The sequence below is a fragment of the Flavobacterium sp. IMCC34518 genome (genome assembly GCF_027111095.2).
Lineage (GTDB): Bacteria > Bacteroidota > Bacteroidia > Flavobacteriales > Flavobacteriaceae > Flavobacterium > Flavobacterium praedii.
This window is the reverse complement of record NZ_CP114284.2, coordinates 52040-77006: the sequence shown is the minus strand read 5'-3', so window position 1 is coordinate 77006 and position 24967 is coordinate 52040. Positions and strand designations below refer to the sequence as shown.

The following is a 24967-nucleotide window of genomic DNA, read 5'->3' as shown; positions in this document are numbered from 1 at the left end:
ATATTTTGTATAGCAAAAGTACTTTGATTGTCAAAGTAAATATTAATTTTTTAATTGTCACTATTTTTTTATTATTTTTATATAAAGTCTATCCTGATTAATTTTTTTTGACAAATAAACTGAAGTAAAACAATATACTAAATGAAGCTAACGGACGAATACATTCATCGCCAACCCGAAAAATATAAAGTAATGTTATTGCATTTAATTAGTGTTTTTGAACGAGTAGTGCCCAATTTGGAGTTGTTATTCAAGTGGGGAATTCCATATTTTTATTATAAAAAAAAGAGGTTTTGTTATCTGGCCCCTAACCACAAAAAGGGTTTTGTTGATGCCGGTTTTGCACGTGGTTTTCAATTAAAAAGAAATCAGGATTTCCTTGTGGATGAAAATAGAAATACAGTGAAGTCTCTTCGATATTTTAGTTTACTGGACATCGACAATGCTATTCTGATTGATGTGATAAAGGAATCTGCAACATTATATGATTAAATGTTTTTTTGAGCCTTAGCCTTTCTGTTTTTTGCTTCTCTGTGCCTTTGCACGATATTTGGCTCGCAAAGCTGCAGAGGCACAAAGCATACTTTTCAATATTAATATTTTTGGTATTAGTAACTATAGTCATAAATAAAAAAAAATCTCCCGAAGGAGATTTTTAATTGATTGTCGTCGTGTTATTGTTACAGTCTATAAATACCACCAAAAGCAACAATAGTTTCTGCAAAGAAAAAGTGTTGCGAAGCAGAATCTGCAGCACTTTCTGTAGTTCGAATGTCAGACATGTTAATGTAACCTCCTTTTAAATCACCTTCAATAGTAAAGTACTTGAAAAGTACAAAATTAATTCCTGCTTTTACCGAAGTACCAAATCCAGAAATGTGAAATTTATCATGTCTAGCTTGTCCCATCAAAGTCGTATTAGTTTTTGGATATAACAGACCAATTCCTATTCCTTCATTGATATTAACTTGAAATTTATCGGTGTTTTTAATACCTAATAAATGCGAAAGATCATCTTGTCTCGCAAATTCAGTGTGTACATAATTTAACCCATCCGTATGCTCAAACATTAAGAAATTCTCAGACATCACTGTAGGAGTGTTGTTGTAAATTCCATTAAACTGTGAACTAGGATGAGAGGCTGGGTAATCAATTTCTCCAGAGAGATTTGCTGTTTGGTTTTGAGTCATTACATATTTCATATGGTCTTCTCCTATCGAAATACTATAATGGTCGGTAATAAAATAGCCCAATTTAAAGTTGGTTTGAGGTATTGTCATTTGACCAGGTGTGATATAGTCAATATGCCATCCTTTTGGTTTGTCATGAGCTTCAGCATCCTGAACCATGAATAAATAATTATCTCCTTTGAAAGTAATATCCGATTTGGTATATTTTTCTCTATTTCCACCCCAAGAAACCGTAAATTTTCCTTTGTTGTGAGCAGTATATCTTTCTGGCATTTTGATATCATCTTGCGCAAAGGCACTAATTGATAAAAAAAGAACAAAAAAAGCAGAATGTAAAATATTTGTTTTCAATGTATTTATTTTAAAATTGATTTATGGTTTGTCTGATGGCTACTAACTTGGTCATTAATGGTTCAAAATAATCCAAGTGCAACATATTGGCACCATCACTTTTAGCATTTGCTGGGTCAAAATGAGTTTCTATAAAAATTCCATCTACACTAACTGCTATTCCCGCTTTGGCAACTGTTTCTATCATATCAGGTCTTCCTCCAGTTACACCAGCCGTTTGGTTGGGTTGTTGTAAAGAATGGGTAACATCAAGAACGGTTGTTGCATATTGTTGCATCGTAGGAATACCTCGGTAATCCACAATCATGTCTTGATAGCCAAACATGGTACCACGATCTGTCACCATCACATTTTGGTTGTTACAGTCCAAAACTTTTTGAACAGCATGTTTCATACTTTCCGGACTCATAAATTGTCCTTTTTTTAAGTTAACCACTTTTCCAGTATTGGCAGCAGCTACCACTAAATCAGTTTGACGAACAAGGAATGCAGGAATTTGTAACACATCCACATAAGCAGCAGCCATTGCCGCATCTTCATTGGTATGGATATCAGTCACTGTGGGTACACCAAAAGTTTTTGAAACTTTTTCTAGAATTTTAAGTGCTTTTTCATCTCCAATACCAGAGAAACTGTCTATTCTAGAGCGATTTGCTTTCTTAAAGGATCCCTTGAATACAAAAGGAATTTGTAGTTTATCTGTGATGCCAACTAGCTTTTCGGCAATTCGCATTGCCATTTCTTCACCTTCAATAGCACACGGACCAGCTAGTAAAAAAAAGTTACCGCTCTCAGTATGTTTGATTTGTGGAATATTTTGTATGTTCATCTTTTGTTTTTTTTTGAAAGTGCAAAGGTAGTCTGATTTTGTAATTTCCAAATTAGATTTTACAATTATTTTTTGAATGATTAACAGCTACAATAAGGAGCTATTTCCTGCCATTCGTTGCAACCTTTTTTATCCTACACTTTTTTTCTAAGAATCTATAGGAGCTTCCTTTGGTCGCTCTATATATTCAAGAAAAAATAGTGTTTAATAAAAAAGGGTTTTCACTTCTGTCAGGGCTAGGGCTGTACGTTTTTTAATTAATTTTCTTCAAACTAAGACCTACGGGCACCATTAGTTGGCCTCTTTCATAGATGTTCAAATACAATAAGATGGGTTTTTTCAAACCTTCCCATTTCAATTCATATACATCCAAAAAACCGGCACCCATATCACTTGATTTGGTTGGGAACGGACAACAGTTTTCTAATTTGGTGTATGTTATTTTTTCGCCTTTTGGCCCAGCTAAAGCATTCAGGAAATATTTTTGATTAATAGTATCATTACTGGTGCCTCTATAATAAATATTGATAGGATAATCTTTATCATAACCGTATTTTTTGTCTTTACTGTATTCCGTAATTATGAAGGCATTATTTTTTCCTACAACGGGTATTGGTGCATTGTTATCAACGTTTTTTAAAGAAGATTTTATACTCCCACATGAAATTATTAAAAGCAGTAACGGTATAAAAAAAGCTGTTTTTCTCATTTTGAAAGTTTAAGATTTGAAAGTGATGTAATATGTAGAACAAATATAAAAATAACTTTACTTTATTATCATTGTTCGATCGAAATCATTGTGGTTTTTTACCAAAAAGCTAAAGGTTTTAGGAAATATCCAAAATCATTTTATATTTGTAGCCTAAACAAATTTATATGAGTATTATTTTTCAAACATGGCCTTGGTATGTTTCGGGTTTTTTAATTGGAGCGGTGATGCTTTTTCTGATTTATTTTGGAAAAAATTTCGGCATGTCAACGAATCTTCAATCGCTGTGTTCGATGACGGGATTAGGAAAACGTTTTGAGTATTTTGACTTTGATTGGAAAGCCAATCGATGGAATTTTTTGGTGGTATTGGGAGCCATGGCAGGTGGTTTTGTAGCGGTGCATTTTATGAGTGACCCTTCAAATGTTTCTATTAATCCCAAAACGATAATGCAACTTGCGCAAATGGGAATCGAAGCTCCTAATGGAAAATTAATGCCCAGTACAATTTTTGGAGATCAAATTTGGCATTCGCCCAAAAGTATTCTTATTCTACTTATAGGAGGGATTTTGATTGGTTTTGGTACTCGTTATGCAGGAGGATGTACTTCTGGACACGCAATTTCTGGTTTAAGTAATTTGCAATTACCTTCTTTGAAAGCAGTTATCGGTTTCTTTATTGGAGGACTGATTATGGCTCATTTTTTATTACCTCTAATTTTTTAATCTATGAATGTATTAAAATATTTTCTAGTTGGGTTCCTTTTCGGAATCGTACTTACCAAATCTGAAGCGGTGTCTTGGTACCGTATTTATGAAATGTTTCAGTTTCAATCGTTTCATATGTATGGAATTATTGGTGTTGCAGTAGCAACCGGAATCATTGGAATTCAAATTATAAAAAGAAAAAAAATCAAGGATATTAATGGTTTTCCTATTGAAATTCAAGAAAAAGAAAAAGGTTTTCTTCGGTATTTGATAGGAGGAATTTCTTTTGGATTGGGTTGGGCTTTAGTTGGTTCTTGTCCTGGACCCATTTTTATTTTGATAGGAGCAGGGTTTATGCCTGTAGTTATTGTATTAATTGGTGCGCTTATCGGGACGGTTATTTATGGTGTCTTGAAAAGTAAATTGCCTCATTAATCAGCAAATAATTTCTATAAAAAAAGGGTTCTACCACGAATTGTGTGGGTAAAATTTTTTGCCACGAATTACACGAAATAGCACAAATTCTATCAACTTAAAATTTGAATTACACGAATTTTAAGGTTCCACTTAGATTTGTGAAATTAAAACGCACTATTCTTCGTGTACATTAGTGTAATTCATGGCTAACTTTTTTTTAAAAATAATTACAAAACCCACTCAATTCGTGGTAGTACCAAAAAAAGCATTTTCTAAATCGGAAAATGCTTTTTTTTTGGATGAATATGTTGTATTGCGTGAGGGATAGAAATAAGCTACCGAAGTAGCATGTAGAGCCCGACAGCATTACGGTAAGAGGCCTAATAAGCGGTGTCTAAAGTAGGCCTCTTTCTGTAATGGTGGCACGCCCTAAATGTTATTATTGTTCAATTTTAAAATCCCTTTCACAATTAAGTATTGCGCCAGACAATAGGTTGCCATAATGTAAAATGAAGCGTGTGCTATTGGTGCGTAAAATTTGTTGAAAGCCAAAATACTATCCGAACTTACAAATACTATTGCCCCTATTAAAATGTAATTGTTTGCAGGAATCGCCCATTTTAAATTGCCTTTGAATGCAAAGAAGAGCATAGTGGTAATCACAATGGCATAAACTAAAACTGGGATTTTTAGTGGGCCTAGTTTAGGAAATAAAGTGTTAATCATGAACACAAAATAGGTTAATATGGCTAGAACACCAATCCAAAATATGATTTTATTATCAATGGTTCTCGTGTTTTGTTGTTTGCTGAAAAGCACGATATACACCAAGTGAGATAACAGGAAAGCTACTAAACCAAAGATGAAATAGAGTTCGCCTTTGTCGGCAAATAATAAAATGATATCGCCTATCCAAGAAAAAGTTAAAGCGGTCAATAAGAATTTCTTTGTGGGGAAATTGCTAGAAACTGCGACTGTTGCCATTAATATAGGAAGTAATAAAGGTTTCATATACCAATCGAATCCTTCTAAATCGAAATATAGAATAATTAAATACAGTAGTGTGAAAATAATATAGGTTTTGAGTAGGTTTTGGTTTTTCATTTTTGGGTTATAATTTTTTTATAGAATTTCATATCGCTAGATCTTTTTGGTGTTATCGACAATTGAAATTATGGCGATTTAATTAAATTTTATGCTATTGATGTGTTTTTGTTTCTTTCAAAATTGGTGTTTACAAAATAAATTGTCACTAATAAAGATAAAATGAGATAACCAATAATAATATAAGAGGCAAAGGGGAATACTAAGTTCAGATGGAACCAATCGCCTAAGTAAGCAATTATACCTATTCCAAATAGAAATCGTATTGCCTCCCAGAAGAGCGAAGTTTTTCGGGTATCCATCAATTCGGTGTAACTATAAACTGTTAAGAATATAAAAGCTCCATAAATAAATACGTTTGGTAACCCAATGATAGCTATTGAGTTATACATATAGGTAATGAACAATAAAGTGATTATGGCTTGAAATATAGACCAATACATTAATTGGTTTGAATGTTGTGTTCCGTACTTTTCAAAGGCATATACATCCGTGATTTTGTTAACGGGATATTTCTCTTCAAAATCTTTTGGTCTCCATCCAGTCGGTTTAAACCAAATGGTGAGTTTGTCATTCCATTTATCTGTACGCCAAGCATCGGTGATCATTAACCAAAGATGTTGAAAATTAATTCGTATGGGGTTCCAGGTTAGTGCTGGTCTTGTTATTCCAAAAACTGGTGGAACACTTTCTAATTCTTCTTGAAAAGTGCCAAAAAGTTTGTCCCAAATTATAAATATTTGAGAGTGATTTTTGTCCATATAAATTGGGTTTATGGCATGATGAACCCTGTGATGCGAGGGGGTTACAAGGATTTTTTCTAAAATGCCCATTTTTTTGATATGTTTAGTATGATACCAAAATTGTAAAAATAAATGGATGGGAAGTATTATGGCAATCACTTTTGGTGGCACACCTAAAAGCGCTGCAGGAATCAATAAAAAAGTGAATAGATTGACAAAACTTGAAACGGGTTGTCGTAAAGCGCAAGCCAGATTAAATTCTTCGCTACTGTGGTGAATTGCATGTTTGTTCCATAAAAAATTGATTTGATGAGACAAACGATGGCTCCAATATCCATAAAAATCAATTACAATAAATCCGATTATATATGCCCAAACATTCGCTTCCAAATGAATAATGGCAAGTTTAGTTTCAATCCAATCATAAGTAATTAAGGTAATGCTTAAGCCTAAAACATCTTTTACGGAATTAATCATTCCAGAGCTAATGCTTGAAACTGAATCCATATTGGGAGAAGTATCTTCTCCTTTATAAAAACCATACATTTTTTCAATTACTATTAGTATCAAAAAAACAGGCATCACAAAAACTAAAATTTTACCGTATTCTTCCATTTTAAGGGTATTTTTTTTCAAATATAGAATAAATGTCGGTAATTATGTTTTATTGGTATTAAATTATGAAATATTTTGTGTATTTATTATTAGTTGTTTTTTGGTTGTCAGAATACTTCTAAAACAGATGGTCGTATTTTTGTATTCTTTATTGAGGTTTTTAAAGCATAAAAAAACCTATTCGAGGTTGTACTTACTCAAATAGGTTTACGGAAAACACATTTTTGGAAATGGTATTGTAACTTAGATTAATTCGGCATTTAAACCTGCTTCTAATAATCTAGTGCATTGAATTTTTAATTTATCAAATTCACCTGTTTTAACGGTGCATTTTCCATTGTAATGTATGATCAATGAGCATTGCTCTGCCTGAATTGGAGTATGATCGCAAACTCTGATTAAGGTGTCAATAACATGATCAAAAGTATTTACATCATCATTGTATACTATAATTTCATTGTTTATAGTATTAACTTCCTTTTCTTTAACTCTTTCTTTTACTTTCTCTATGGTACTCATGCTTTTAGGTTTTTGTACTTTATTGATTTTAAAAAACTAACACTAATTTACGTATTTTAATGATACCCAGTTGTTTCTGTTAAATTTTTTAACATATTTTAACCCTTTTTCTGTGCACGAAGCATCTATAAATGGGATGTCTTCTTCATAAAAACCGCTAAATAAGATGGTTCCGCCAGTATTTAAACTGTCTACATAACTTTGCATATCATTTAACAGAATGTTTCTATTGATATTAGCTATTATTAAATCGTATTTCTTGCCATTTAATAATGCTGCATCTCCTTCATAAACAGTTATATGTTTGCAATTATTGCGTTCGGCATTTTCAATAGAATTCAAATAACACCAATTGTCAATATCAATGGCATCGATAGGTTGTGCTCCTTTCATTTCGGCAAGAATAGCAAGAATAGCTGTTCCGCAACCCATATCTAAGGTTTTTAAACCGGTAACATCAATTTCTAATAAGTGTTGAATCATCATGTGAGTAGTTTCATGATGTCCAGTACCAAAACTCATTTTCGGCTCAATCACAATATCAAATTCTGCATTTGTTTTTGGGTGAAATGGAGCACGTACATGACAGTTTCCTTCTACATCAATGGGTTCAAAATTCTTTTCCCATTCTTCATTCCAGTTCACTTGTTCGATTTCTTCAAAAGTATAGTTGATTTTGAATTCTTCGGAGTGTAATATCTGAATATCTTCTAGTATAGATTCGTCCCAAAGATCTTTTTGTACAAATGCAGAGATACCTGTTTCCGTTTCAGTAAAACTTTCAAAGGCTTTTTCTCCCAATTCAGCTATTAATATTTCTGATCCAAGCTCTTTTGGTTCAATGTTAAAATGATATCCGATGTAAATGTTTGACATGTTTAATTTTTTTGCAAAGGTAACAATAGCATGTAATCCTTTTTTAAATTTTATATTTTTTTTGACGTTTTGTTTTTAACACTGAATTTTTTCTATTTTTTAACTTTTTAAAAAAAGTAGCAAAAGGAGTTTTTTGTCTAAATATAGATATCACTATTTTTTTTATTATATCATTTTATAAATTCAATGTGTTAATTAACCTATTGGAAATGAATAGCTAGTATTTTTTTGGGTATAAAAAATAGTTTTTTTTAAAATTTTTATTCTTTTTTTTATGCTGTAGTTATACCTTTTTCAAGGATATAAAAAATGATTTTTATCATGTTTTTAAAAATATAACTATCTGAATTATAGATAATTAATTGATAAAACTTGCTGTTTTTATTTTATAATATTTATATTTGTAAAGTTGTATAATTTTACATTGCTACAACTATATTTTAATATTCTAAATTAATAAATCTACCATGAAAAAAGTTTTAATTTATACCGTCGCAACACTGTTTTCTGTTTTTTTGGGGCAAGCGCAGGATATAAAACAAGCAAAAATTGCTATCGATGCCGAACAATATGAAAAAGCAAAAAATATTTTAGAAACCCTTACAACAGCCAAGCCAACAGATGGATATGCTAAATTTCTTTTGGGAAATGTTTGCTTGTTAAAAGGGGAATATAGCGAAGCCAAAAAACATTTTGATGTTGGGGTTGCCTGTTCTTCCAAAGGAAATTTTAATTACATCGGTTTGGGATATATTGCTCTTGATAAAGGAGATATTGCCGAAGCAGAGAAAAATTTTGCATTAGCAACTCAAAATATTGGTAAAAAAGATCTTGAGGAATCGGTCTTTATTGGTAAGGCTTATACATATTCAGAGCATCCTAATTACAAAAAAGCAGTGGAGATTTTGAGTGCATCAAGGCTTATTGATCCAGCAAATACAACTGTTTTATTAGCATTAGGAGATGCTTATAAATTCAATAAAAAACAAAATGATGCATACGATTGCTACAGAGAAGCATTTCGTTTGGATAGTTCGTTGTTAAGAGCTAAAATGGGATTGGGTACATTGATCAAAAATGCTCATAATTTTCCAGTGGCTGTAACTTCCTTTGATGAAGTGATAGCATTAAATCCTAACTATGGTCCTGTATATAGAGAACTTGCAGAAACCCAATATTTATGGGCTATGAATGATGCTAGAAAATACGATGAACACATTTCTAAAGGTATAGCCTTTTATGAAAAGTATATGAGCTTAACCGATTATTCATTGGAATCTCGTATGCGTCATGCCGATTTTTTAATCTTAGCCAAAGATTACAAAGCACTTGAAGTTGAAGCTAATGAAATGAGTAAGTTGGATAAAGTAAATCCTAGAATTTACCGTTATTTAGGATATTCAGCATATTACAACAACAATTTTGATACCACAATATCTTCATTGAATTCTTTTGTTTCAAATCCTGCCAATAGAACCATTGCAAGAGATTATTACTATTTAGGTGCAGCAAAATTGAGTAAAGCATTAGCAGCTACTCCAATTGATAACGTTGCAATAGATGATGCCATTTTAGATTTTAAAAAATCATTTGAAATGAGTAATGGAATTGCTGGAGAACTTCCGGAACTGGCTAAAAAAGTTTTTGATAAAAAATTATACGCACAAGCTGCCGCGATATATGAAATAGCAATAGGTAATCCAGAAACAAAATCCTATTTGATGGACAATTTCTATTTTGCTTCATCCGTATATTGGTCTTGTAATGGTATCGAAAATTTAAGTCCACAACAATTAGAACTATTAAAAAAGGCTGATTTAGCTTTGGATGTGGTTATAGCGGCTTCACCATCAACTCAAGACGCTTATCTTTTTAAAGCTAGAATTCAAGTTTTGCTTAAAAACGATATTTTAGTAACTAAAAATTACGAAGATTTTGTTACTGCTGCCAATAAAAAAGAGGCAACAGAGTTAGCTACCAAAGGTATGAAATCAAAATTAATGGAAGCTTATAATAACTTAGGTGTTATTTATTCGGCTACTGATAAAGTAAAAGCAAAAGACAATTTTACAAAAACTCTAGCGATAGATCCAGCTAATCAATATGCTTTGGACCAATTGAAATTATTGAAATAAATTTTGTTAAGAATTGATTATTAAAAAACCAATAGTATTTTTTACTATTGGTTTTTTTGTTTTATACGAGATTATAGTTTTTGAAATGCTTTGATAAGGTTGTGAATGGGTTTCAAAGAAATCTCTGTGCCACTTTCACCGTTTTCAGCATAATCAAATGGGTTATCAAGGTCTTTGATTAACAAAAACATATACGAAATTAAAAAGGTTACGAGCAAAGTAAAAAACAAAGCCACATAAAAAGGCTCGATTTTGATTATGATAAGGGACATAGCAATTAATGTTCCCATGGCTTCAAGTATCGCATAAGCAGAACCAATAAAATTAGTTTCTCTAATGGTGTCAATTCTCATGATCATTTTACGGATATTGTTTTGCTCGTTTTTTATTTTAATGAGATAACCTGGTTGAATTCCTTCATTGTCTAATTCGATAATAAAATCATTCATTTGGCTTATTTTTTCCAGAATGGACTCCGTGGTTTCTCTTTTGTAAAACCATTCCATCAAAGAAGTGGTAAATGTTTTTTGAAAGGATATGTACTGCAAAGCATTTTGAGATTTTTTGCCTTTGTAAATAGTATAGCAGTCATCGTAAATTGATCTTATGGAAGCCGAAAGTTCACTTGGCAGTTTTTCACTTTCTTTATAATCAGAGAGGACTCCACTAATAAGAAAACCAATCAAGAAGATGGTTCCAGCAATTAAACTGGTGAAAAGGGCATTAAGTTCAAGAACTTCTAACTCAAAATGATGGGATAAAAATTTTAGTAATGCCACAAAAAGAATTACAGGGATAATACGGAATGCGATAGACCATTTTTGCCAAATTTTATTAGACTTTTTTTTAATTGTTTTAGGGATTTCCATTCTGTTTCTTGTGATTATTAAAATGATTTAAGGATCGCAAATTTCGTAGATTTATCTCGAAATTTCAAACATATTGTTTTCCATGTTTAGGAATTTATTTAAGATAACCCGTTGGGTGCAATTATTTAAACACATAGAACATAGATTTTCTAAGCTCAAAAAAGAGGCGTTCCACTTATTTTAAACATACATAGTGTTCTATGTGAAAGAAATATATTTCTTTTTGATATTCTTTTTTAAAATAAAGTCTATGTATGTGTTTTATTAAAATTTTATGAATTACACCCAACGAGTTTAATATATATAAAATAAAAAGTAAAAAATGATGATAAAAAAAACCTGTTCCATTTAGAACAGGTTTTATGATTTAAAAAAAAAGTATGTCAACAACAAGCATGTTGAAGTTCACTTATTTTATTTTAGATAGCTGTTACAATTGTAATGAAATCTTTTGCATTTAGAGCTGCACCACCAATAAGACCACCATCTACATCTGGTTTAGAGAAGATTTCTTTTGCATTGTCTGGTTTTACACTTCCTCCGTAAAGGATTGAAACATCTTCGGCTACATCGCTTCCGAATGCTTTGCGAACTGTTTCTCTAATAAATTCATGCATATCTTGTGCTTGTTCCGGGGAAGCAGTTTCTCCAGTTCCAATAGCCCAAACTGGCTCATAAGCCAATACCACTTTTTCCCAATCTTTTGCTTCAATGTGGAATAAACCATCTTTCAATTGATTCTCTACAATATTAAAATGATTACCAGATTGACGGTCTTTTAATTCTTCTCCAAAACAGAAAATAACAGTCATATCATGTTTTAAAGCAGTATTTACTTTGCTTGCAATGATTGCATCCGTTTCATGAAAAATAGCTCTGCGCTCTGAGTGACCTAAAATCACTGTATTTACGCCAACACTTTTAATCATATCTGCTGATATTTCGCCAGTAAAAGCACCACTTTCTGCTTGGTGTAAATTCTGTGCAGCAACTGCTATGTTTGAGTGAGTCAAATTATCTACTGCAGATGCCAAGTTTACAAAAGTTGGAGCCACAATTACTTGTGCTTTAGTTTCAGCAGGAATTTGAGTTAATAATTCATTTAATAATTCTTTAGTTTGTGCTGCATTTTTATGCATTTTCCAGTTTCCTGCAACAATCTTCTTTCTCATTTTTGTAGTATTTATATTTGTATAAAAGTTATGTTTTTAAAATTCAATAACCAATTTCAGATTAGATTGATATTGAAATTATTTGTTATTTCAATTGTTTTAGTGTAGCGCTAATTTGATCGAAGTCGGTTTCAATAGCGCGATAAAGTATGATTTTTCCAGTTTTGTCTATGATAATATATCTTGGAATCCAATCTAAATCAATGGCTTTTCCAAATACGCCTTTCATGCCATCGTTAGCCATAAAATGTACCCCATTGAGTTGGTGTTTTTCAATACCTTCTTTCCATTTATCCGCTGTTTTATCCATAGATATAAATACATAAGATACTTCAGGATTATTGGCTTGTAGTTCTTTTAGTTTTGGCATTGCTTTGACACAATCGCCACACCATGAAGCCCAAACCTCGATTACAGTTGTTTTACCTTGTTGATTTTTGATAATATCTCCAAATTTTATCTGACTTCCATCTATAGTTAAAAGTGTTTCAGAAAGTGCATTTTTAGAGAATTCTGTTTTTTGAGCTTGTGAACATGAAAATGTTGCAAAAGCAATTAGTAATAAAGCTAAATTTTTCATTAAAAATAAGTTTTCACAAAGTTAGTTAAAGAAAAGCAAATAGATAAATAGATTTTTAGAATATTATTGTGAAAATTATCAAATTTTATTACAATATCGTTATAGTTAATAATATGTTTCAAAAAAAACTACACACAATACTTTAGAATAAAAACCAATTCAGATTAATAAAAATTAAAAAGCCTTGCAATTATTAATATTGCAAGGCTTTTTATGTAATTGTTGAAAAAATTAGAAAATCAAATCTTCTGTATCGTTGTAATGTACTTTTTGTTTTACTGTCCCTTTTTCAAGTATCACAAAGCTTGGATTGGCTCTTTCAATCGTTTTTAAAGGAATAGCATCACAGAAATAGAAATCAAAATTGATGCCATATTGTTTTCTGATAGCTGCAATTTCATCCGGGGTAGATGCCGTCATTCCAATAACTTTATACCCTTTTGCGGAAGCTTTTTTGTTGATTTGTTCCATTTTGGCTAGTCCTTTTTCATTGGCTTCAGCCAAATTATAGGCAACAATCATCAATAATTTTGGTTCTTGTAAAAGTTCGTCTTTATAATCGGATCCATCTTTTTCCATAACAAAGTCATGAATAGGGGGGACATATCCTTCTGTGATAACTTTATCTTTACGGTCAACAAAAGTGGCTCCTTCAGGTATATTAGCTAAGTCTTTTTCAGTAAATTCTTTATCTACGCCATTTACTTTGTAGATAAAAATCATTTCCACAACTGATTTTGGTGCATCTTCTGGGATTTCCATTCCTTTTTGAATATTATTACCCACTTTGTATGCTCGAAAATCTTTTAGAGGCAAATGATTGACTACCCAATATCCCATAAAACAACAGAGAAATAAAGATGTTAATGCTAAGCTATTTTGGATTTTGTTACTAAATAATGGATGAATTAACTTCATGTTAATAAACAGGATCATTATAAAGAAAAACAAAACGATATCTTTTGTAAACGATTGCCAAGGAGTAAGGTGTAAAGCATCTCCAAAACAGCCACAATCTTTTACCACGTCAAAATAAGCAGAATAGAAGGTTAAGAACGAGAACATAATAATGATGAGCAATAAAAACCAAATGGTCCATTTTGATTTAAAACCAATGAGTAACATGACGCCCAAAATTACTTCTAGAATTACTACAATTAATGCAATTGCTAATGAAAAAGGGATGAAAAAAGGCATGTTTAAAACAGGCTCACTAAAATATTCGGCTAGTTTATAGGAGAATCCTACTGGATCATTCAGTTTAATTAATCCGGAGATTATAAATAGAATTCCAACAAAGATTCTAGAGAATTGGGTGATAATATTTTTCATTTTTTAGGTTTTTAAGCAAAGATAAAAGGGGTTGTATAGATTTTATTAATAAGTTGTTACTTCTTGAAGTTCATTAGGATAAGTGCAAAAACGGAATAGTTAATCATGTCTTGATAATTGGCATCAATTCCTTCTGAAACTATCGTTTTTCCTTTATTGTCTTCAATTTGTTTGACACGAAGTAATTTTTGTAAAATTAAATCCGTTAATGAGCTTACCCGCATTTCGCGCCAGGCTTCTCCGTAATCATGATTTTTGTTTTCCATTAATTGTTTGGTCAACGCTACTTTAGCATCATATAATTGAATTGCTTTTTCTGTATCCAAATCGGGTTGGTCGACTACTCCTAATTCCAATTGGATCAAAGCCATAATAGAATAATTGATGATACCAATGAATTCTCCAGTTTCATCTTCATCTATTTTTCGGATTTCGTTTTCCTGTAAACTTCTGATTCTTTGTGCTTTTATGAAAATTTGATCGGTTAAAGAGGGAAGTCTCAATATGCGCCAAGCGCTACCGTAATCTTTCATTTTGTTGATGAACAGTGAGCGGCAATAAGCGATCACGTTATCATATTCTTGCGAAGTAGTATTCATTATTGGTGTATATTTGTCTAAAATTGCATCAAAAATAAGAATAAAATTTAAAAGGTTTAAAGTTTAAAGTTTAAAGTTGTTTAGGCAATTGAGCTTTTGAACAACTTTAAACAAAATAAACTTTAAACAAAAAGTAAAATGAACTGTAAAGGACAACTCGTAGACTTGTCGACGCCTAAAGTAATGGGGATTTTGAATGTAACTCCCAATTCTTTTTTTGACGGAGGAAAATATACAAATGAAAAGGAACTTCTGGATCGAGCCGAAAAAATTTTGAGCGAAGGTGCTGATTTTATTGATTTGGGGGCGTATTCGAGTAAACCCAGTGCTGAGTTTGTTTCGAAAGAAGAAGAGATTTTGAGAATAGTTCCTGTTGTGAAATTATTGGTAAAATATTTTCCGAATTGCATTTTGTCAATTGATACGTTTCGAGCAGAAGTTGCTCGTGTTTGCATCGAAAATGGTGCGGCTATCATCAATGATATTTCAGCAGGAAAGCTAGACGATAAAATGTTGGAAACCATCGCAAAATATAATGTTCCTTACATTATGATGCACATGAGAGGAACACCTCAAACCATGCAAACACATACTCAATATGAGGATATAATTAAGGAAATGTTGTTTTATTTTTCGGAACGAATTGCCGCAGCTAGGGCTTTTGGAATTAATGATTTAATTGTTGATCCTGGTTTTGGTTTTGCAAAAACGTTAGATCAAAATTATGAAGTTTTACGAAAACTAGAATTGTTTGAAATGCTAGATTTACCTTTATTAGCAGGAGTTTCAAGGAAATCAATGATTTATAAAACGTTGAATTCGAATGCTGAAATGGCGTTGAATGGCACTACAGTTTTGAATACGATCGCTTTGACCAAAGGGGCAAAAATCCTTCGGGTTCACGATGTGGAAGAAGCGGTGGAGTGTGTTACTTTATTTAACAAACTAAATTAAAATGATAAAATATATTTTTGGATTTGTGTTGTTGCTTTTTATTTCTTGTGGAAATAAAGAAGATATTCTGTTGCCAAAAGCAGATTGTTCGATTGTAAAAGAAGTAGTTGATCTTTCGCCTATTTATATTTTTTTTAGAGTAAAAGGAAAAGATACTTTGGCTGAAGTGAATAGAAAAAACAGCATTATTACCACCAATTGGATATTTAATATTGACAAGCGCTTGCCATTGCGTTTGGTTATTCCAGAAGTAATGAAATTGCAACAAAAAAAGCGCGAGGAAAAAGAGCATCGAAACGAATTGGCGCTCAATTATTATTCTTATGCGGATAGTATTGGTAAAAACTTAGCTTTTATTCCTTTTACAAATGTGTATTATAAGTTGAAGAAACCCATTGGAACTGTGATTTTTTTTAATAAAAAAAATCAAATTTTATTGGAGAATCAACTTATTACAAAAGAAAAATTACGAGAGTTAATAGATAATCTTCCAGAAAATAAAGCGAATAATTTTCTGTTTAGATTTGATAAAAACTTAGATTTTGGTAGTTATATCCAAAGTAAAATATTTATTCAAACTTTAGAAAAAAAAATGAATAGCAATGAAGAATTTATTTATTAAGTACTTCAATCTGAAAACTGAAACTGAATACTTTTCACATCTTAATAACTGAACACTGCGACTGCAAACTGAACACTTGTTACTGGTGGTGATACGGTTCGTTTCTCAAAATTGTAAAACCACGATACAATTGTTCTATAAAAAATAACCGCACCATTTGATGCGAAAAAGTCATTAAAGAAAGGGAAATTTTTCCATTTGCCTTGGCATAAACAGTATCCGAGAAGCCGTAAGGACCGCCTATGACAAATACTAAAGTTTTTACACCTGAATTCATTTTTTTTTGCAATTCGGCAGAAAAGGCTACGCTCGAAAAAGTTTTTCCATTTTCGTCTAATAAAATAAGTTGATCAGTAGGTGTTATTTTAGCCAAAATAAGCTCGCCTTCTTTCTCTTTTTGTTGACTTTCGGATAAGTTTTTTACGTTTTTGATGTCTGGAATAATCTCTAAATCAAATTTAATATAGAAAGACAAACGCTTAGTATAATCTTCAATTAAGGTTTGTAATGCTTTATTGTCGGTTTTACCGATGGCGATCAGTTTGATGTTCATTTTTACTAGTTTAAAAGGCGCAAAGTTACAAAAGGACTTTGTTTTTCATTATTTTAAATAAAATTTATGTTATGAGATTTAGAAAACATCATTTGTATAAATTAAAAGAATCTTTATTTCTTGATAAATCATTTGGATATCTTAATGTTTTATCTATTTTTGTCAAAAAAATAGAATATCTATGGATTTAGTGGGATTAATTGTTGCAGGATTAGTAGTTGGTTTTATTGTTGGGATGACAGGTGTAGGTGGTGGTTCTTTAATGACACCGATTTTATTATGGTTTGGGATACCGCCCTCAACAGCGGTTGGAACCGATTTGTTATATGCAGCTATTACAAAATCTGGAGGTGTATATGTACACAACAAGAAAAAAAATATTAACTGGACCATAACAGGTTGGCTAACATTGGGTAGCGTACCCGCTGCTTTGTTGACCTTGTGGATTCTTCATAATTTGAAAACAGACCTGGAGGTTCTGAATAAAGTTATAAAATTTAGCTTGGGATGGGCATTGTTGTTTACATCGGTTGCTATTATTTTTAAAAAGAAGTTATTGGTGTTTTCGCAAAAACATGCAGGTGATAAATTTCATAGTGAGAGTAAAACTCAGAATTTATTAACCGTTGCTATAGGTGTAATGTTAGGGGCAACAGTAACGCTGACTTCAATTGGTGCAGGTGCCTTAGGAACAGTAACTTTATTTTTTCTATATCCTCTATTACCCACTCCAAAATTAGTGGGGACAGAAATTGCACATGCAGTACCTTTAACGCTAGTAGCCGGATTGGGACATGCATCAATGGGAAATTTGGATTTAAATATACTAGGTCATTTATTATTGGGTTCATTGCCAGGAATTTACTTGGGTAGTATGTTGAGCGGAAAACTGCCTGATTTATTGCTTAGAAATGCAATTGCTGTAATGCTGTTTTATGTTGGTTTTAAGTTGGTAGCCTAATATTTTTAAGGATTCATTAACTGCATAGTTACGATTAATTTCATTTTAGCATTTAAAATTTTACCGCAGATTCTCAGGTTTTTAAAAATCTGCGAATCTGCGGTTTTTTGTTTTGTATAAAATACTAGGAAATTATCGAGCTTAATTTTCTGGAGAAGAAATAATTTCTTGGCTTATTCTAATGATCTTAGAACCGCAAGAGGGATAGAAACTAGCTACCGAAGTAGCGTGAATAGCCCGACCGTATTATGGAAAGGAGCCGAATGAGCGTCTGCTATATTTGGCTCCTTTTTATAATGGGGTCTTGCCCAAGTGATTCTGAAAATGTCAGTTTGTCATATTATTTTATGCCAATTGTAATGAATACTGACAATTTACTCGGTTTTTTATATTGGCATAATCATTGCCTTAGAGTCATCGAGCCGTTAAAATAAGTATACAATAAAATTAAATATATTAAAAATGGGTAAAATAATCGGAATTGATTTAGGTACAACAAACTCTTGTGTTTCTGTAATGGAAGGTAATGAAGCAGTAGTAATCCCTAATGCTGAAGGAAAAAGAACAACACCATCTATCATTGCTTTTGTTGAAGGTGGAGAAATTAAAGTAGGTGATCCTGCAAAAAGACAAGCAGTAACTAATCCAACTAAGACTATTGCTTCTATCAAACGTTTTATGGGTCATTCTTTTGCTGAAATTACAAATGAAGCAAAAAGAGTATCTTATTCAGTTGTAAAAGGGGACAACAATACACCACGTGTGGATATTGATGGTCGTTTGTACTCTGCTCAAGAATTGTCAGCTATGACACTTCAAAAAATGAAAAAAACAGCTGAAGACTATTTAGGTCAAACAGTTACAGAAGCAGTTATTACTGTTCCTGCTTACTTTAATGATGCACAACGTCAAGCTACAAAAGAAGCTGGTGAAATTGCAGGTCTTAAAGTAATGCGTATTATCAACGAACCAACTGCTGCAGCTTTGGCTTACGGTTTGGACAAAAAAGGTAAAGATCAAAAAATCGCTGTTTACGATTTAGGTGGAGGTACATTTGATATCTCTGTTCTTGAATTAGGAGACGGAGTTTTTGAAGTATTATCTACAAATGGTGATACTCACCTTGGAGGAGATGATTTTGACCACGAAATTATTGACTGGTTGGCTAACGAATTTTTAACTGAAGAAGGTATTGATTTACGTTTAGATCCAATGTCTTTGCAACGTTTGAAAGAAGCAGCTGAGAAAGCAAAAATTGAATTGTCATCTTCTGCTGAAACTGAAATCAACTTGCCATATGTAACTGCTACAGCTTCAGGACCAAAACACTTAGTTAAAAAATTAACTAGAGCTAAATTTGAGCAATTAACAGATTCATTAGTAAAACGTTCTATGGCACCAGTTGCAAAAGCGTTGAAAGATGCAGGTTTATCTGTTTCGGATATTGACGAAGTTATCTTGGTTGGAGGATCTACTCGTATGCCAAGAATTGCTGACGAAGTGGAGAAATTCTTTGGTAAAAAAGCGTCTAAAGGAGTTAACCCTGATGAAGTAGTTGCAATTGGAGCTGCTATTCAAGGTGGAGTTCTTTCTGGAGATGTAAAAGATGTATTGTTACTTGACGTTACACCTTTGTCTTTAGGTATCGAAACTATGGGTGGAGTTATGACTACATTGATTGAGTCTAACACAACTATTCCAACAAAAAAATCTCAAGTATTCTCTACTGCTGCTGATTCTCAACCAACTGTTGAAATTCACGTATTGCAAGGAGCTAGAGCAATGGCTGCAGATAACAAAACTATCGGTCGTTTCCATTTAGATGGTATTCCACCAGCACCAAGAGGAGTTCCTCAAATTGAAGTAACTTTTGATATTGATGCAAATGGTATCATCAAAGTTTCTGCAACAGATAAAGGAACTGGTAAATCTCACGATATTCGTATCGAAGCTTCTTCTGGATTGACAGCTGAAGAAATCGAAAGAATGAAAAAAGATGCTGAAGCTAATGCTGATGCTGACAAAATCGCTAAAGAAAGAGCTGAAAAATTGAACGAAGCAGACGGAATGATTTTCCAAACTGAGTCTCAATTGAAAGAACTTGGAGCTAAATTATCTGATGATAACAAAGTAGCTATCGAATATGCATTGACTGAATTGAGAATGGCGCACCAATCTCAAGACATTCCTGCAATTCAAACGGCTCTTGACAACATTAATGCAGCTTGGAAAACAGCTACAGAAGCAATGTACGCTCAAGGAGAACAAGGTCAAGCTGCTGCAGAGCCACAAGCACAAGCGCAAGGAGACAATGTTGAAGACGTTGAATTCGAAGAAGTAAAATAATTATTTCTGTAAAGATGCGATTTATCGCGTCTTCTACTACATAATTAATATAAACCGAGCTAGTAATAGCTCGGTTTTTTTATGCATTAAAGTCAAAGACATAATTTTTTTTTGTAATATTACTATACAATTTATTTTATGAGAAAAATTAAATACAAGAAAGGAAAGCGATTACAGCCTTATAGTCTAGAATATACGGGTTTACATAAAAGCAAAGAGATTGAAATGCAATTGTTTGTTTATGATGATAGTACCATAAGTGAATATGAAAATGGGACTATTACTAACTTAGAAAAGCATATTGATTATAATAAAACAAATTGGTTAAATGTTCATGGGTTGAATGATATTGATTTATTAAAAGAAATTACCAGCTATTTTAAAATCGATAATTTTATGTTGGCAGATATCTTAAACACCACTAGAAGAACTAAACTAGAGGAAGAAAAGGATGTTTTGTTTTTTAATATAAAATCAATGTTACCTTCTGAAACTTCAGATGATATTAGAGTAGAACAGATTAGTTTCTTGTTAAAAAAAGGAATTTTAATTTCATTTCAGGAAAAAAGAAGTGATTTTTTTACGCACATAAGGGAGCGCATTCGAACCAATTCTGGAATTCTACGATCCAAAAATGCGGATTATTTATTGTATAATTTACTGGATGCAATTATTGGTAATTTTTATATAACGATTGAAAATGAAGAAGATAAAATAGAAGTTTTGATAAATCTTACCAAAAATAGTGCTGATCCCATAATTTTGGAAAGAATAGAAAAACATAGAGATAATTTTAATTTCCTTAAGCGTTCGATTATCCCACTTCGAGATTCTTTGTATGATATTAAAAGCATAAAAGAAGACAATGTATTTAATGAAATCGAATCGGACAATTTCAGCTTTTTTACCCGTTTGCATCAAAAATGTTTAGAGCTTTTGGAACAAATAGAATCGGATATGGGATCCTTAGAAAGTGCATCTAATTTCTTTTTTGCGGCACAAACGCATAAGATGAATGAGATTATGAAGACGCTTACAATTATCTCAGTAGTATTTATTCCGCTTACATTTATTGTTGGGGTTTATGGAATGAATTTTGAAAATATGCCAGAATTGAGATCCCATTATGGGTATTTTTGGGTCATGGGGTTTATGTTTTTTGTAGTAATTGGAATGATTTTTTATTTTAAAAAGAGAAATTGGTATTAATTTATGGAATAGTGTGCACTTTATTATTTAAAACTGATTTAGGTCATATTTAAATGGGAATTAAATATTTATTTTTGTAAAAAATGCAAAAGGGATTAAAATTTTAAAAGAATCAATATGAATAAAGCGATATATATTGCAACTATAGAGGAAAATTGTGGTAAAACTATAATTAGTCTTGGGTTGATGAGAACACTTTTGGGAAGAACGGCTAGAGTTGGTTATTTTAGACCAATAATTGAAGACTATGAGGAAGGAAAAAAGGATACTCACATCGAAATGGTAATTTCTCATTTTGATTTAGATATCAATTATGAAGATGCTTATGCTATTACAAAAAGTAAGTTAATCAAGAAAAAAAATAAAGGAAAACTTGGTGAAGTTGTCGATTTAATTATTGAAAAATATAAAAAATTAGAAGAACGCTTTGATTTTGTCCTAGTTGAAGGCACTAGTTTTTCTGGAGAAGGTACAGTTATCGAATTGGATATGAATGTGCTTATTGCAAAAAACCTAGGAATTCCAACTATTATTGTTGGCTCTGGTGATGGAAAAACTTTAGAGGAATTAGTAGATAATTTGAATTTGGCATACAATTCATTTAAAGTGAAGGAGGTAGAAGTATTAGCTGTTATAGCTAATAAAGTGCAACCTGAAAATTTAGATTTGGTAACTTCTGGCCTGCAAAAAAGTTTACCAAATTCGATACTGGTAAATTCAATCCCATTGATTTCAAGTTTACACAATCCAACCATTCAGGAAATTGTGGAAGTTCTGGATGCTAAAATATTATTTGGACATGAATATTTAAACAATCAGAGTGGTAGTTATAGTATTGGAGCAATGCAATTGTGTAACTATTTGTTACATCTAAAAGAAAATGGACTTATTATTACTCCAGGAGATCGTGCTGATATAATTCTTGGGGCATTACAAGCCAATGAATCTGCAAATTATCCATCCGTTTCTGGTATAGTTTTGACAGGTAATATTATTCCGGAAGAAAGTATTTTGAAGTTAATAGAAGGTCTTTCTACCGTTGTGCCAATTATTACTGTTGAAGGAGGAACGTATCATATTGCCAATAAAATTGGAAATATAAAATCTAAGATCTATGCGGGTAATTTACAGAAAATAGAGACTTCTATAAATACCTTTGACAAATATGTTGATTTAGATGCACTAACCAATAAATTTAATGCTTTTGAGGCAGAAGGTATGACCCCAAAAATGTTTCAATACAACTTGGTTAAAAGGGCAAAAGAACACCGAAAACATATTGTTTTGCCAGAAGGAAATGATGATAGAATTATTATTGCAGCAGCTCGTTTACAAGCAATGGATGTTGTAGACATTTCGATTATTGGCAATCAAAAACAAATTGAGAGCAAAGTTGTAGAGTTAGGTTTGGAATTTGATTTTTCTAAAATTGCAATTATTAATCCCAAAGATTCTGAACATTATGATGATTATGTAAATACGTATTATGAGTTGCGAAAAGCCAAAAATGTAACTCTTGGTATGGCCAAAGATTTATTGGAAGATGTTTCCTATTTTGGTACAATGATGGTTTACAAAGGTCATGCAGATGGAATGGTTTCGGGTGCTGCCCATACAACGCAACATACCATTTTGCCTGCTTTACAATTTATTAAAACCAAACCAAATTCTTCTGTGGTTTCTTCTATTTTCTTTATGTGTTTGGAAGATAGAGTTTCTATTTTTGGCGATTGTGCTATCAATCCAAATCCAACAGCAGAACAATTAGCCGAAATTGCAATATCTTCAGCTGATTCGAGTACCGCTTTTGGAATTGAACCCAAAATTGCCATGCTTTCCTATTCTTCTGGGTCTTCAGGTAAAGGAGATGAAGTTGATAAAGTAAGAGCGGCTACTGAAATTGTTAGAAAAAAACGCCCTGATCTTAAAATAGAAGGTCCTATTCAATACGATGCAGCTGTAGATATGGAAGTTGGACAAAGCAAAATGCCAAATTCTGAAGTAGCAGGACAAGCAAGCGTTTTAATTTTCCCTGATTTAAATACAGGAAACAATACGTACAAAGCAGTACAAAGAGAAACAGGAGCATTAGCAATAGGTCCAATGTTGCAAGGTTTGAATAAACCGGTAAATGACTTGAGCCGTGGATGTACGATAGACGATATCATTAACACTGTTGTAATCACTGCAATTCAAGCACAAGGACTATAACAATTTAATTTAAAGATGTTAATGTTCAATTAGAACTAGTTTCTCTTTGGATATTTTCGATCTTTTAATCTTTTTAATTTTAAATTTAGTATAAATGAAAATAGTAATTATAAACTCAGGAAGTTCTTCTATCAAATATCAATTAATTGATATGCCGGCCAATGAGGTTATTTGTAGTGGAATGATCGATAGAATTGGTTTGGAAACTTCAAACTTAAGTTATGTGACCAGTTCGGCTAAAATTGAAGAATCTTTGCCTATTGCCAATCATAAAATTGGTCTCAATAAAATAGCTCAATTGTTGATGGATGAGAAAATAGGAGTTATTAAAAGCACCAAAGAAATAGAAGCAGTTGGGCATCGTGTGGTTCATGGGGGTAGTTCTTTCTCAAATACTACATTGATTACTGAGGAAGTAAAACAACAAATTAAACAACTTTTCGAATTAGCTCCTCTACACAATCCGGCAAATTATGAAGGTATTATTGTTGCTGAAGAAATATTTTCAGATGCAAAACAGATCGCTGTTTTTGATACAGCTTTCCATCAAACAATTCCGGTATTAGCACATAAATATGCAGTACCTAATTTTCTGTTGACCGAAAATAAAGTTCGTGTTTATGGTTTTCACGGAACAAGTCATAAATATGTTTCAGAAAATGCTATTCATTTTTTGAATGCCAATTCAATTAATACATCGTCAAATATTATTTCGATCCATTTAGGAAATGGTTGTAGTATGACCGCCATAAAAGATGGTAAAAGTATTGATACTACACTTGGTTTTGGACCAATGAATGGTTTGATTATGGGAACTCGTTCTGGAGATGTAGATCAATCCGTTATTTTCTATTTGGTTAAAACATTGGGTTACACAATAGATGAAGTGAATACGATGTTGCAAAAACAAAGTGGAATGTTGGGACTTACCGGATTTAGTGATTTAAGAGATATTGAATCTAATGCCGAAAATGGAAATGTAGATTGTCAATTAGCTTTAGCCATGAATGCATATCGAATCAAGAAATATATAGGATCGTATGCAGCAGTTTTAAATGGTTTGGATGCAATTGTATTTACTGCAGGAATTGGAGAAAATTCATCCTATATCCGAAGATTGGTATGTACAGATATGGAGTATTTTGGATTGGAATTGGATCATGCTAAAAATGATGTTCGTTCGAAAGAGATGCGAGAAATTAATACGCCAGATTCAAAAACAAAAATTTTGGTTATTCCTACTAATGAAGAAATTGAAATTGCAAATCAAGTTTATGAATTGCTCTTGAGTTAAATATATATTTTTTTCTAAGGAAAGCTTCTGAATTTCAGAGGCTTTTTTTATGCTTTTTATTGAAGAATTG

At 32.1% G+C, this 24967-nt stretch carries 24 protein-coding genes; 11 read left to right on the top strand and 13 right to left on the bottom strand.

All coding sequences use genetic code 11. The annotated features are described in order from the left end of the window. Window positions 1-141 precede the first annotated feature (141 nt). Window positions 142-492: a DUF1801 domain-containing protein gene (locus tag OZP06_RS00340; RefSeq protein ID WP_281324075.1), complete on the top strand. Its 351-nt coding sequence runs from the start codon at window positions 142-144 to the stop codon at window positions 490-492. A gap of 188 nt (window positions 493-680) precedes the next feature. Here OZP06_RS00340 and OZP06_RS00335 read toward each other — a convergent pair whose 3' ends face one another. The 3 genes from OZP06_RS00335 to OZP06_RS00325 form a co-directional block, all read right to left on the bottom strand. Beyond that, entirely contained in the window at window positions 681-1541 is an 861-nt protein-coding gene (locus tag OZP06_RS00335; RefSeq protein WP_269223134.1) for a hypothetical protein, read from the bottom strand. A gap of 10 nt (window positions 1542-1551) precedes the next feature. Beyond that, complete coding sequence (gene kdsA, locus OZP06_RS00330) at window positions 1552-2370, bottom strand: 3-deoxy-8-phosphooctulonate synthase (RefSeq protein ID WP_281324074.1); 819 nt, start codon at window positions 2368-2370, stop codon at window positions 1552-1554. Window positions 2371-2623: 253 nt separating this feature from the next. Beyond that, on the bottom strand, window positions 2624-3079 hold the full coding sequence (locus tag OZP06_RS00325) for a 2-dehydro-3-deoxyphosphooctonate aldolase (protein WP_281239416.1): 456 nt from the start codon (window positions 3077-3079) through the stop codon (window positions 2624-2626). Window positions 3080-3246: 167 nt separating this feature from the next. On the opposite strand from OZP06_RS00325, the gene OZP06_RS00320 reads away from it, so the two are divergent. Next, on the top strand, window positions 3247-3804 hold the full coding sequence (locus OZP06_RS00320; protein ID WP_281324073.1) for a YeeE/YedE thiosulfate transporter family protein: 558 nt from the start codon (window positions 3247-3249) through the stop codon (window positions 3802-3804). Window positions 3805-3807: 3 nt separating this feature from the next. Further along, window positions 3808-4221, top strand: coding sequence for a DUF6691 family protein (locus OZP06_RS00315; RefSeq protein WP_281324072.1), 414 nt, complete (start codon window positions 3808-3810; stop codon window positions 4219-4221). Window positions 4222-4632: 411 nt separating this feature from the next. On the opposite strand, the gene OZP06_RS00310 is transcribed toward OZP06_RS00315, so the two are convergent. The 4 genes from OZP06_RS00310 to prmA all read right to left on the bottom strand — a co-directional run bounded on the left by OZP06_RS00310 (window position 4633) and on the right by prmA (window position 8060). After that, on the bottom strand, window positions 4633-5307 hold the full coding sequence (locus OZP06_RS00310) for a lysoplasmalogenase (RefSeq protein WP_269223133.1): 675 nt from the start codon (window positions 5305-5307) through the stop codon (window positions 4633-4635). Between the two features lie 89 nt (window positions 5308-5396). Then, window positions 5397-6665, bottom strand: coding sequence for a sterol desaturase family protein (locus OZP06_RS00305; protein WP_281324071.1), 1269 nt, complete (start codon window positions 6663-6665; stop codon window positions 5397-5399). A gap of 243 nt (window positions 6666-6908) precedes the next feature. Beyond that, a complete protein-coding gene (locus OZP06_RS00300; protein WP_269223132.1) occupies window positions 6909-7184 on the bottom strand; it encodes an ATP-dependent Clp protease adaptor ClpS in 276 nt (91 codons plus the stop codon). 42 nt (window positions 7185-7226) lie between these two features. Further along, the gene (prmA, locus tag OZP06_RS00295; protein WP_269223131.1) at window positions 7227-8060 is read right to left on the bottom strand and encodes a 50S ribosomal protein L11 methyltransferase; all 834 of its coding nucleotides are present in this window, start codon (window positions 8058-8060) and stop codon (window positions 7227-7229) included. Between the two features lie 467 nt (window positions 8061-8527). On the opposite strand from prmA, the gene OZP06_RS00290 reads away from it, so the two are divergent. Beyond that, the gene (locus OZP06_RS00290; RefSeq protein ID WP_269223130.1) at window positions 8528-10195 is read left to right on the top strand and encodes a tetratricopeptide repeat protein; all 1668 of its coding nucleotides are present in this window, start codon (window positions 8528-8530) and stop codon (window positions 10193-10195) included. Window positions 10196-10266: 71 nt separating this feature from the next. On the opposite strand, the gene OZP06_RS00285 is transcribed toward OZP06_RS00290, so the two are convergent. The 5 genes from OZP06_RS00285 to OZP06_RS00265 form a co-directional block, all read right to left on the bottom strand. Beyond that, complete coding sequence (locus tag OZP06_RS00285) at window positions 10267-11064, bottom strand: hypothetical protein (protein ID WP_281239423.1); 798 nt, start codon at window positions 11062-11064, stop codon at window positions 10267-10269. 419 nt (window positions 11065-11483) lie between these two features. Continuing rightward, window positions 11484-12236: a triose-phosphate isomerase gene (tpiA, locus tag OZP06_RS00280; protein ID WP_269223128.1), complete on the bottom strand. Its 753-nt coding sequence runs from the start codon at window positions 12234-12236 to the stop codon at window positions 11484-11486. A gap of 85 nt (window positions 12237-12321) precedes the next feature. Further along, window positions 12322-12816, bottom strand: coding sequence for a TlpA disulfide reductase family protein (locus OZP06_RS00275; protein ID WP_269223127.1), 495 nt, complete (start codon window positions 12814-12816; stop codon window positions 12322-12324). A gap of 231 nt (window positions 12817-13047) precedes the next feature. Continuing rightward, entirely contained in the window at window positions 13048-14148 is a 1101-nt protein-coding gene (locus OZP06_RS00270; RefSeq protein WP_269223126.1) for a BT_3928 family protein, read from the bottom strand. Between the two features lie 56 nt (window positions 14149-14204). Next, window positions 14205-14747, bottom strand: a complete 543-nt coding sequence (locus tag OZP06_RS00265; protein WP_269223125.1) for a DUF1599 domain-containing protein — start codon at window positions 14745-14747, stop codon at window positions 14205-14207. Window positions 14748-14885: 138 nt separating this feature from the next. On the opposite strand from OZP06_RS00265, the gene folP reads away from it, so the two are divergent. Then, entirely contained in the window at window positions 14886-15701 is an 816-nt protein-coding gene (gene folP, locus OZP06_RS00260) for a dihydropteroate synthase (RefSeq protein ID WP_269223124.1), read from the top strand. Window position 15702: 1 nt separating this feature from the next. Beyond that, entirely contained in the window at window positions 15703-16323 is a 621-nt protein-coding gene (locus OZP06_RS00255; RefSeq protein ID WP_281324070.1) for a hypothetical protein, read from the top strand. Window positions 16324-16402: 79 nt separating this feature from the next. Here OZP06_RS00255 and rlmH read toward each other — a convergent pair whose 3' ends face one another. Further along, window positions 16403-16876 carry a 23S rRNA (pseudouridine(1915)-N(3))-methyltransferase RlmH gene (gene rlmH, locus OZP06_RS00250; protein WP_281324069.1) on the bottom strand — a complete coding sequence of 158 codons (474 nt, stop codon included), beginning with the start codon at window positions 16874-16876 and terminating at the stop codon, window positions 16403-16405. A 181-nt stretch (window positions 16877-17057) separates the two neighbouring features. Here rlmH and OZP06_RS00245 point away from each other — a divergent pair, with 181 nt between their 5' ends. The 5 genes from OZP06_RS00245 (at window position 17058) to OZP06_RS00225 (ending at window position 24897) form a co-directional block, all read left to right on the top strand. Beyond that, window positions 17058-17837 (top strand): sulfite exporter TauE/SafE family protein, encoded by a 780-nt coding sequence (locus OZP06_RS00245; RefSeq protein ID WP_281324068.1) that lies wholly within the window; start codon window positions 17058-17060, stop codon window positions 17835-17837. A 462-nt stretch (window positions 17838-18299) separates the two neighbouring features. After that, window positions 18300-20183: a molecular chaperone DnaK gene (gene dnaK / locus OZP06_RS00240; RefSeq protein ID WP_269223119.1), complete on the top strand. Its 1884-nt coding sequence runs from the start codon at window positions 18300-18302 to the stop codon at window positions 20181-20183. Between the two features lie 138 nt (window positions 20184-20321). Beyond that, window positions 20322-21392, top strand: coding sequence for a magnesium/cobalt transporter CorA (gene corA, locus OZP06_RS00235; protein ID WP_281324067.1), 1071 nt, complete (start codon window positions 20322-20324; stop codon window positions 21390-21392). Window positions 21393-21509: 117 nt separating this feature from the next. Then, entirely contained in the window at window positions 21510-23603 is a 2094-nt protein-coding gene (gene pta, locus OZP06_RS00230; protein WP_281324066.1) for a phosphate acetyltransferase, read from the top strand. Window positions 23604-23697: 94 nt separating this feature from the next. Continuing rightward, a complete protein-coding gene (locus OZP06_RS00225) occupies window positions 23698-24897 on the top strand; it encodes an acetate kinase (protein WP_269223118.1) in 1200 nt (399 codons plus the stop codon). Window positions 24898-24967 lie beyond the last annotated feature (70 nt).

Excerpts from the sequence above, each read along its gene's own strand:
- OZP06_RS00340 (WP_281324075.1), top strand. The coding sequence starts at position 142 with ATGAAGCTAACGGACGAATACATTCATCGCCAACCCGAAAAATATAAA.
- kdsA (WP_281324074.1), bottom strand. The coding sequence starts at position 2,370 with ATGAACATACAAAATATTCCACAAATCAAACATACTGAGAGCGGTAAC.
- OZP06_RS00325 (WP_281239416.1), bottom strand. The coding sequence starts at position 3,079 with ATGAGAAAAACAGCTTTTTTTATACCGTTACTGCTTTTAATAATTTCA.
- OZP06_RS00320 (WP_281324073.1), top strand. The coding sequence starts at position 3,247 with ATGAGTATTATTTTTCAAACATGGCCTTGGTATGTTTCGGGTTTTTTA.
- OZP06_RS00315 (WP_281324072.1), top strand. The coding sequence starts at position 3,808 with ATGAATGTATTAAAATATTTTCTAGTTGGGTTCCTTTTCGGAATCGTA.
- OZP06_RS00310 (WP_269223133.1), bottom strand. The coding sequence starts at position 5,307 with ATGAAAAACCAAAACCTACTCAAAACCTATATTATTTTCACACTACTG.
- OZP06_RS00305 (WP_281324071.1), bottom strand. The coding sequence starts at position 6,665 with ATGGAAGAATACGGTAAAATTTTAGTTTTTGTGATGCCTGTTTTTTTG.
- OZP06_RS00300 (WP_269223132.1), bottom strand. The coding sequence starts at position 7,184 with ATGAGTACCATAGAGAAAGTAAAAGAAAGAGTTAAAGAAAAGGAAGTT.
- prmA (WP_269223131.1), bottom strand. The coding sequence starts at position 8,060 with ATGTCAAACATTTACATCGGATATCATTTTAACATTGAACCAAAAGAG.
- OZP06_RS00290 (WP_269223130.1), top strand. The coding sequence starts at position 8,528 with ATGAAAAAAGTTTTAATTTATACCGTCGCAACACTGTTTTCTGTTTTT.
- OZP06_RS00285 (WP_281239423.1), bottom strand. The coding sequence starts at position 11,064 with ATGGAAATCCCTAAAACAATTAAAAAAAAGTCTAATAAAATTTGGCAA.
- tpiA (WP_269223128.1), bottom strand. The coding sequence starts at position 12,236 with ATGAGAAAGAAGATTGTTGCAGGAAACTGGAAAATGCATAAAAATGCA.
- OZP06_RS00275 (WP_269223127.1), bottom strand. The coding sequence starts at position 12,816 with ATGAAAAATTTAGCTTTATTACTAATTGCTTTTGCAACATTTTCATGT.
- OZP06_RS00270 (WP_269223126.1), bottom strand. The coding sequence starts at position 14,148 with ATGAAAAATATTATCACCCAATTCTCTAGAATCTTTGTTGGAATTCTA.
- OZP06_RS00265 (WP_269223125.1), bottom strand. The coding sequence starts at position 14,747 with ATGAATACTACTTCGCAAGAATATGATAACGTGATCGCTTATTGCCGC.
- folP (WP_269223124.1), top strand. The coding sequence starts at position 14,886 with ATGAACTGTAAAGGACAACTCGTAGACTTGTCGACGCCTAAAGTAATG.
- OZP06_RS00255 (WP_281324070.1), top strand. The coding sequence starts at position 15,703 with ATGATAAAATATATTTTTGGATTTGTGTTGTTGCTTTTTATTTCTTGT.
- rlmH (WP_281324069.1), bottom strand. The coding sequence starts at position 16,876 with ATGAACATCAAACTGATCGCCATCGGTAAAACCGACAATAAAGCATTA.
- OZP06_RS00245 (WP_281324068.1), top strand. The coding sequence starts at position 17,058 with ATGGATTTAGTGGGATTAATTGTTGCAGGATTAGTAGTTGGTTTTATT.
- dnaK (WP_269223119.1), top strand. The coding sequence starts at position 18,300 with ATGGGTAAAATAATCGGAATTGATTTAGGTACAACAAACTCTTGTGTT.
- corA (WP_281324067.1), top strand. The coding sequence starts at position 20,322 with ATGAGAAAAATTAAATACAAGAAAGGAAAGCGATTACAGCCTTATAGT.
- pta (WP_281324066.1), top strand. The coding sequence starts at position 21,510 with ATGAATAAAGCGATATATATTGCAACTATAGAGGAAAATTGTGGTAAA.
- OZP06_RS00225 (WP_269223118.1), top strand. The coding sequence starts at position 23,698 with ATGAAAATAGTAATTATAAACTCAGGAAGTTCTTCTATCAAATATCAA.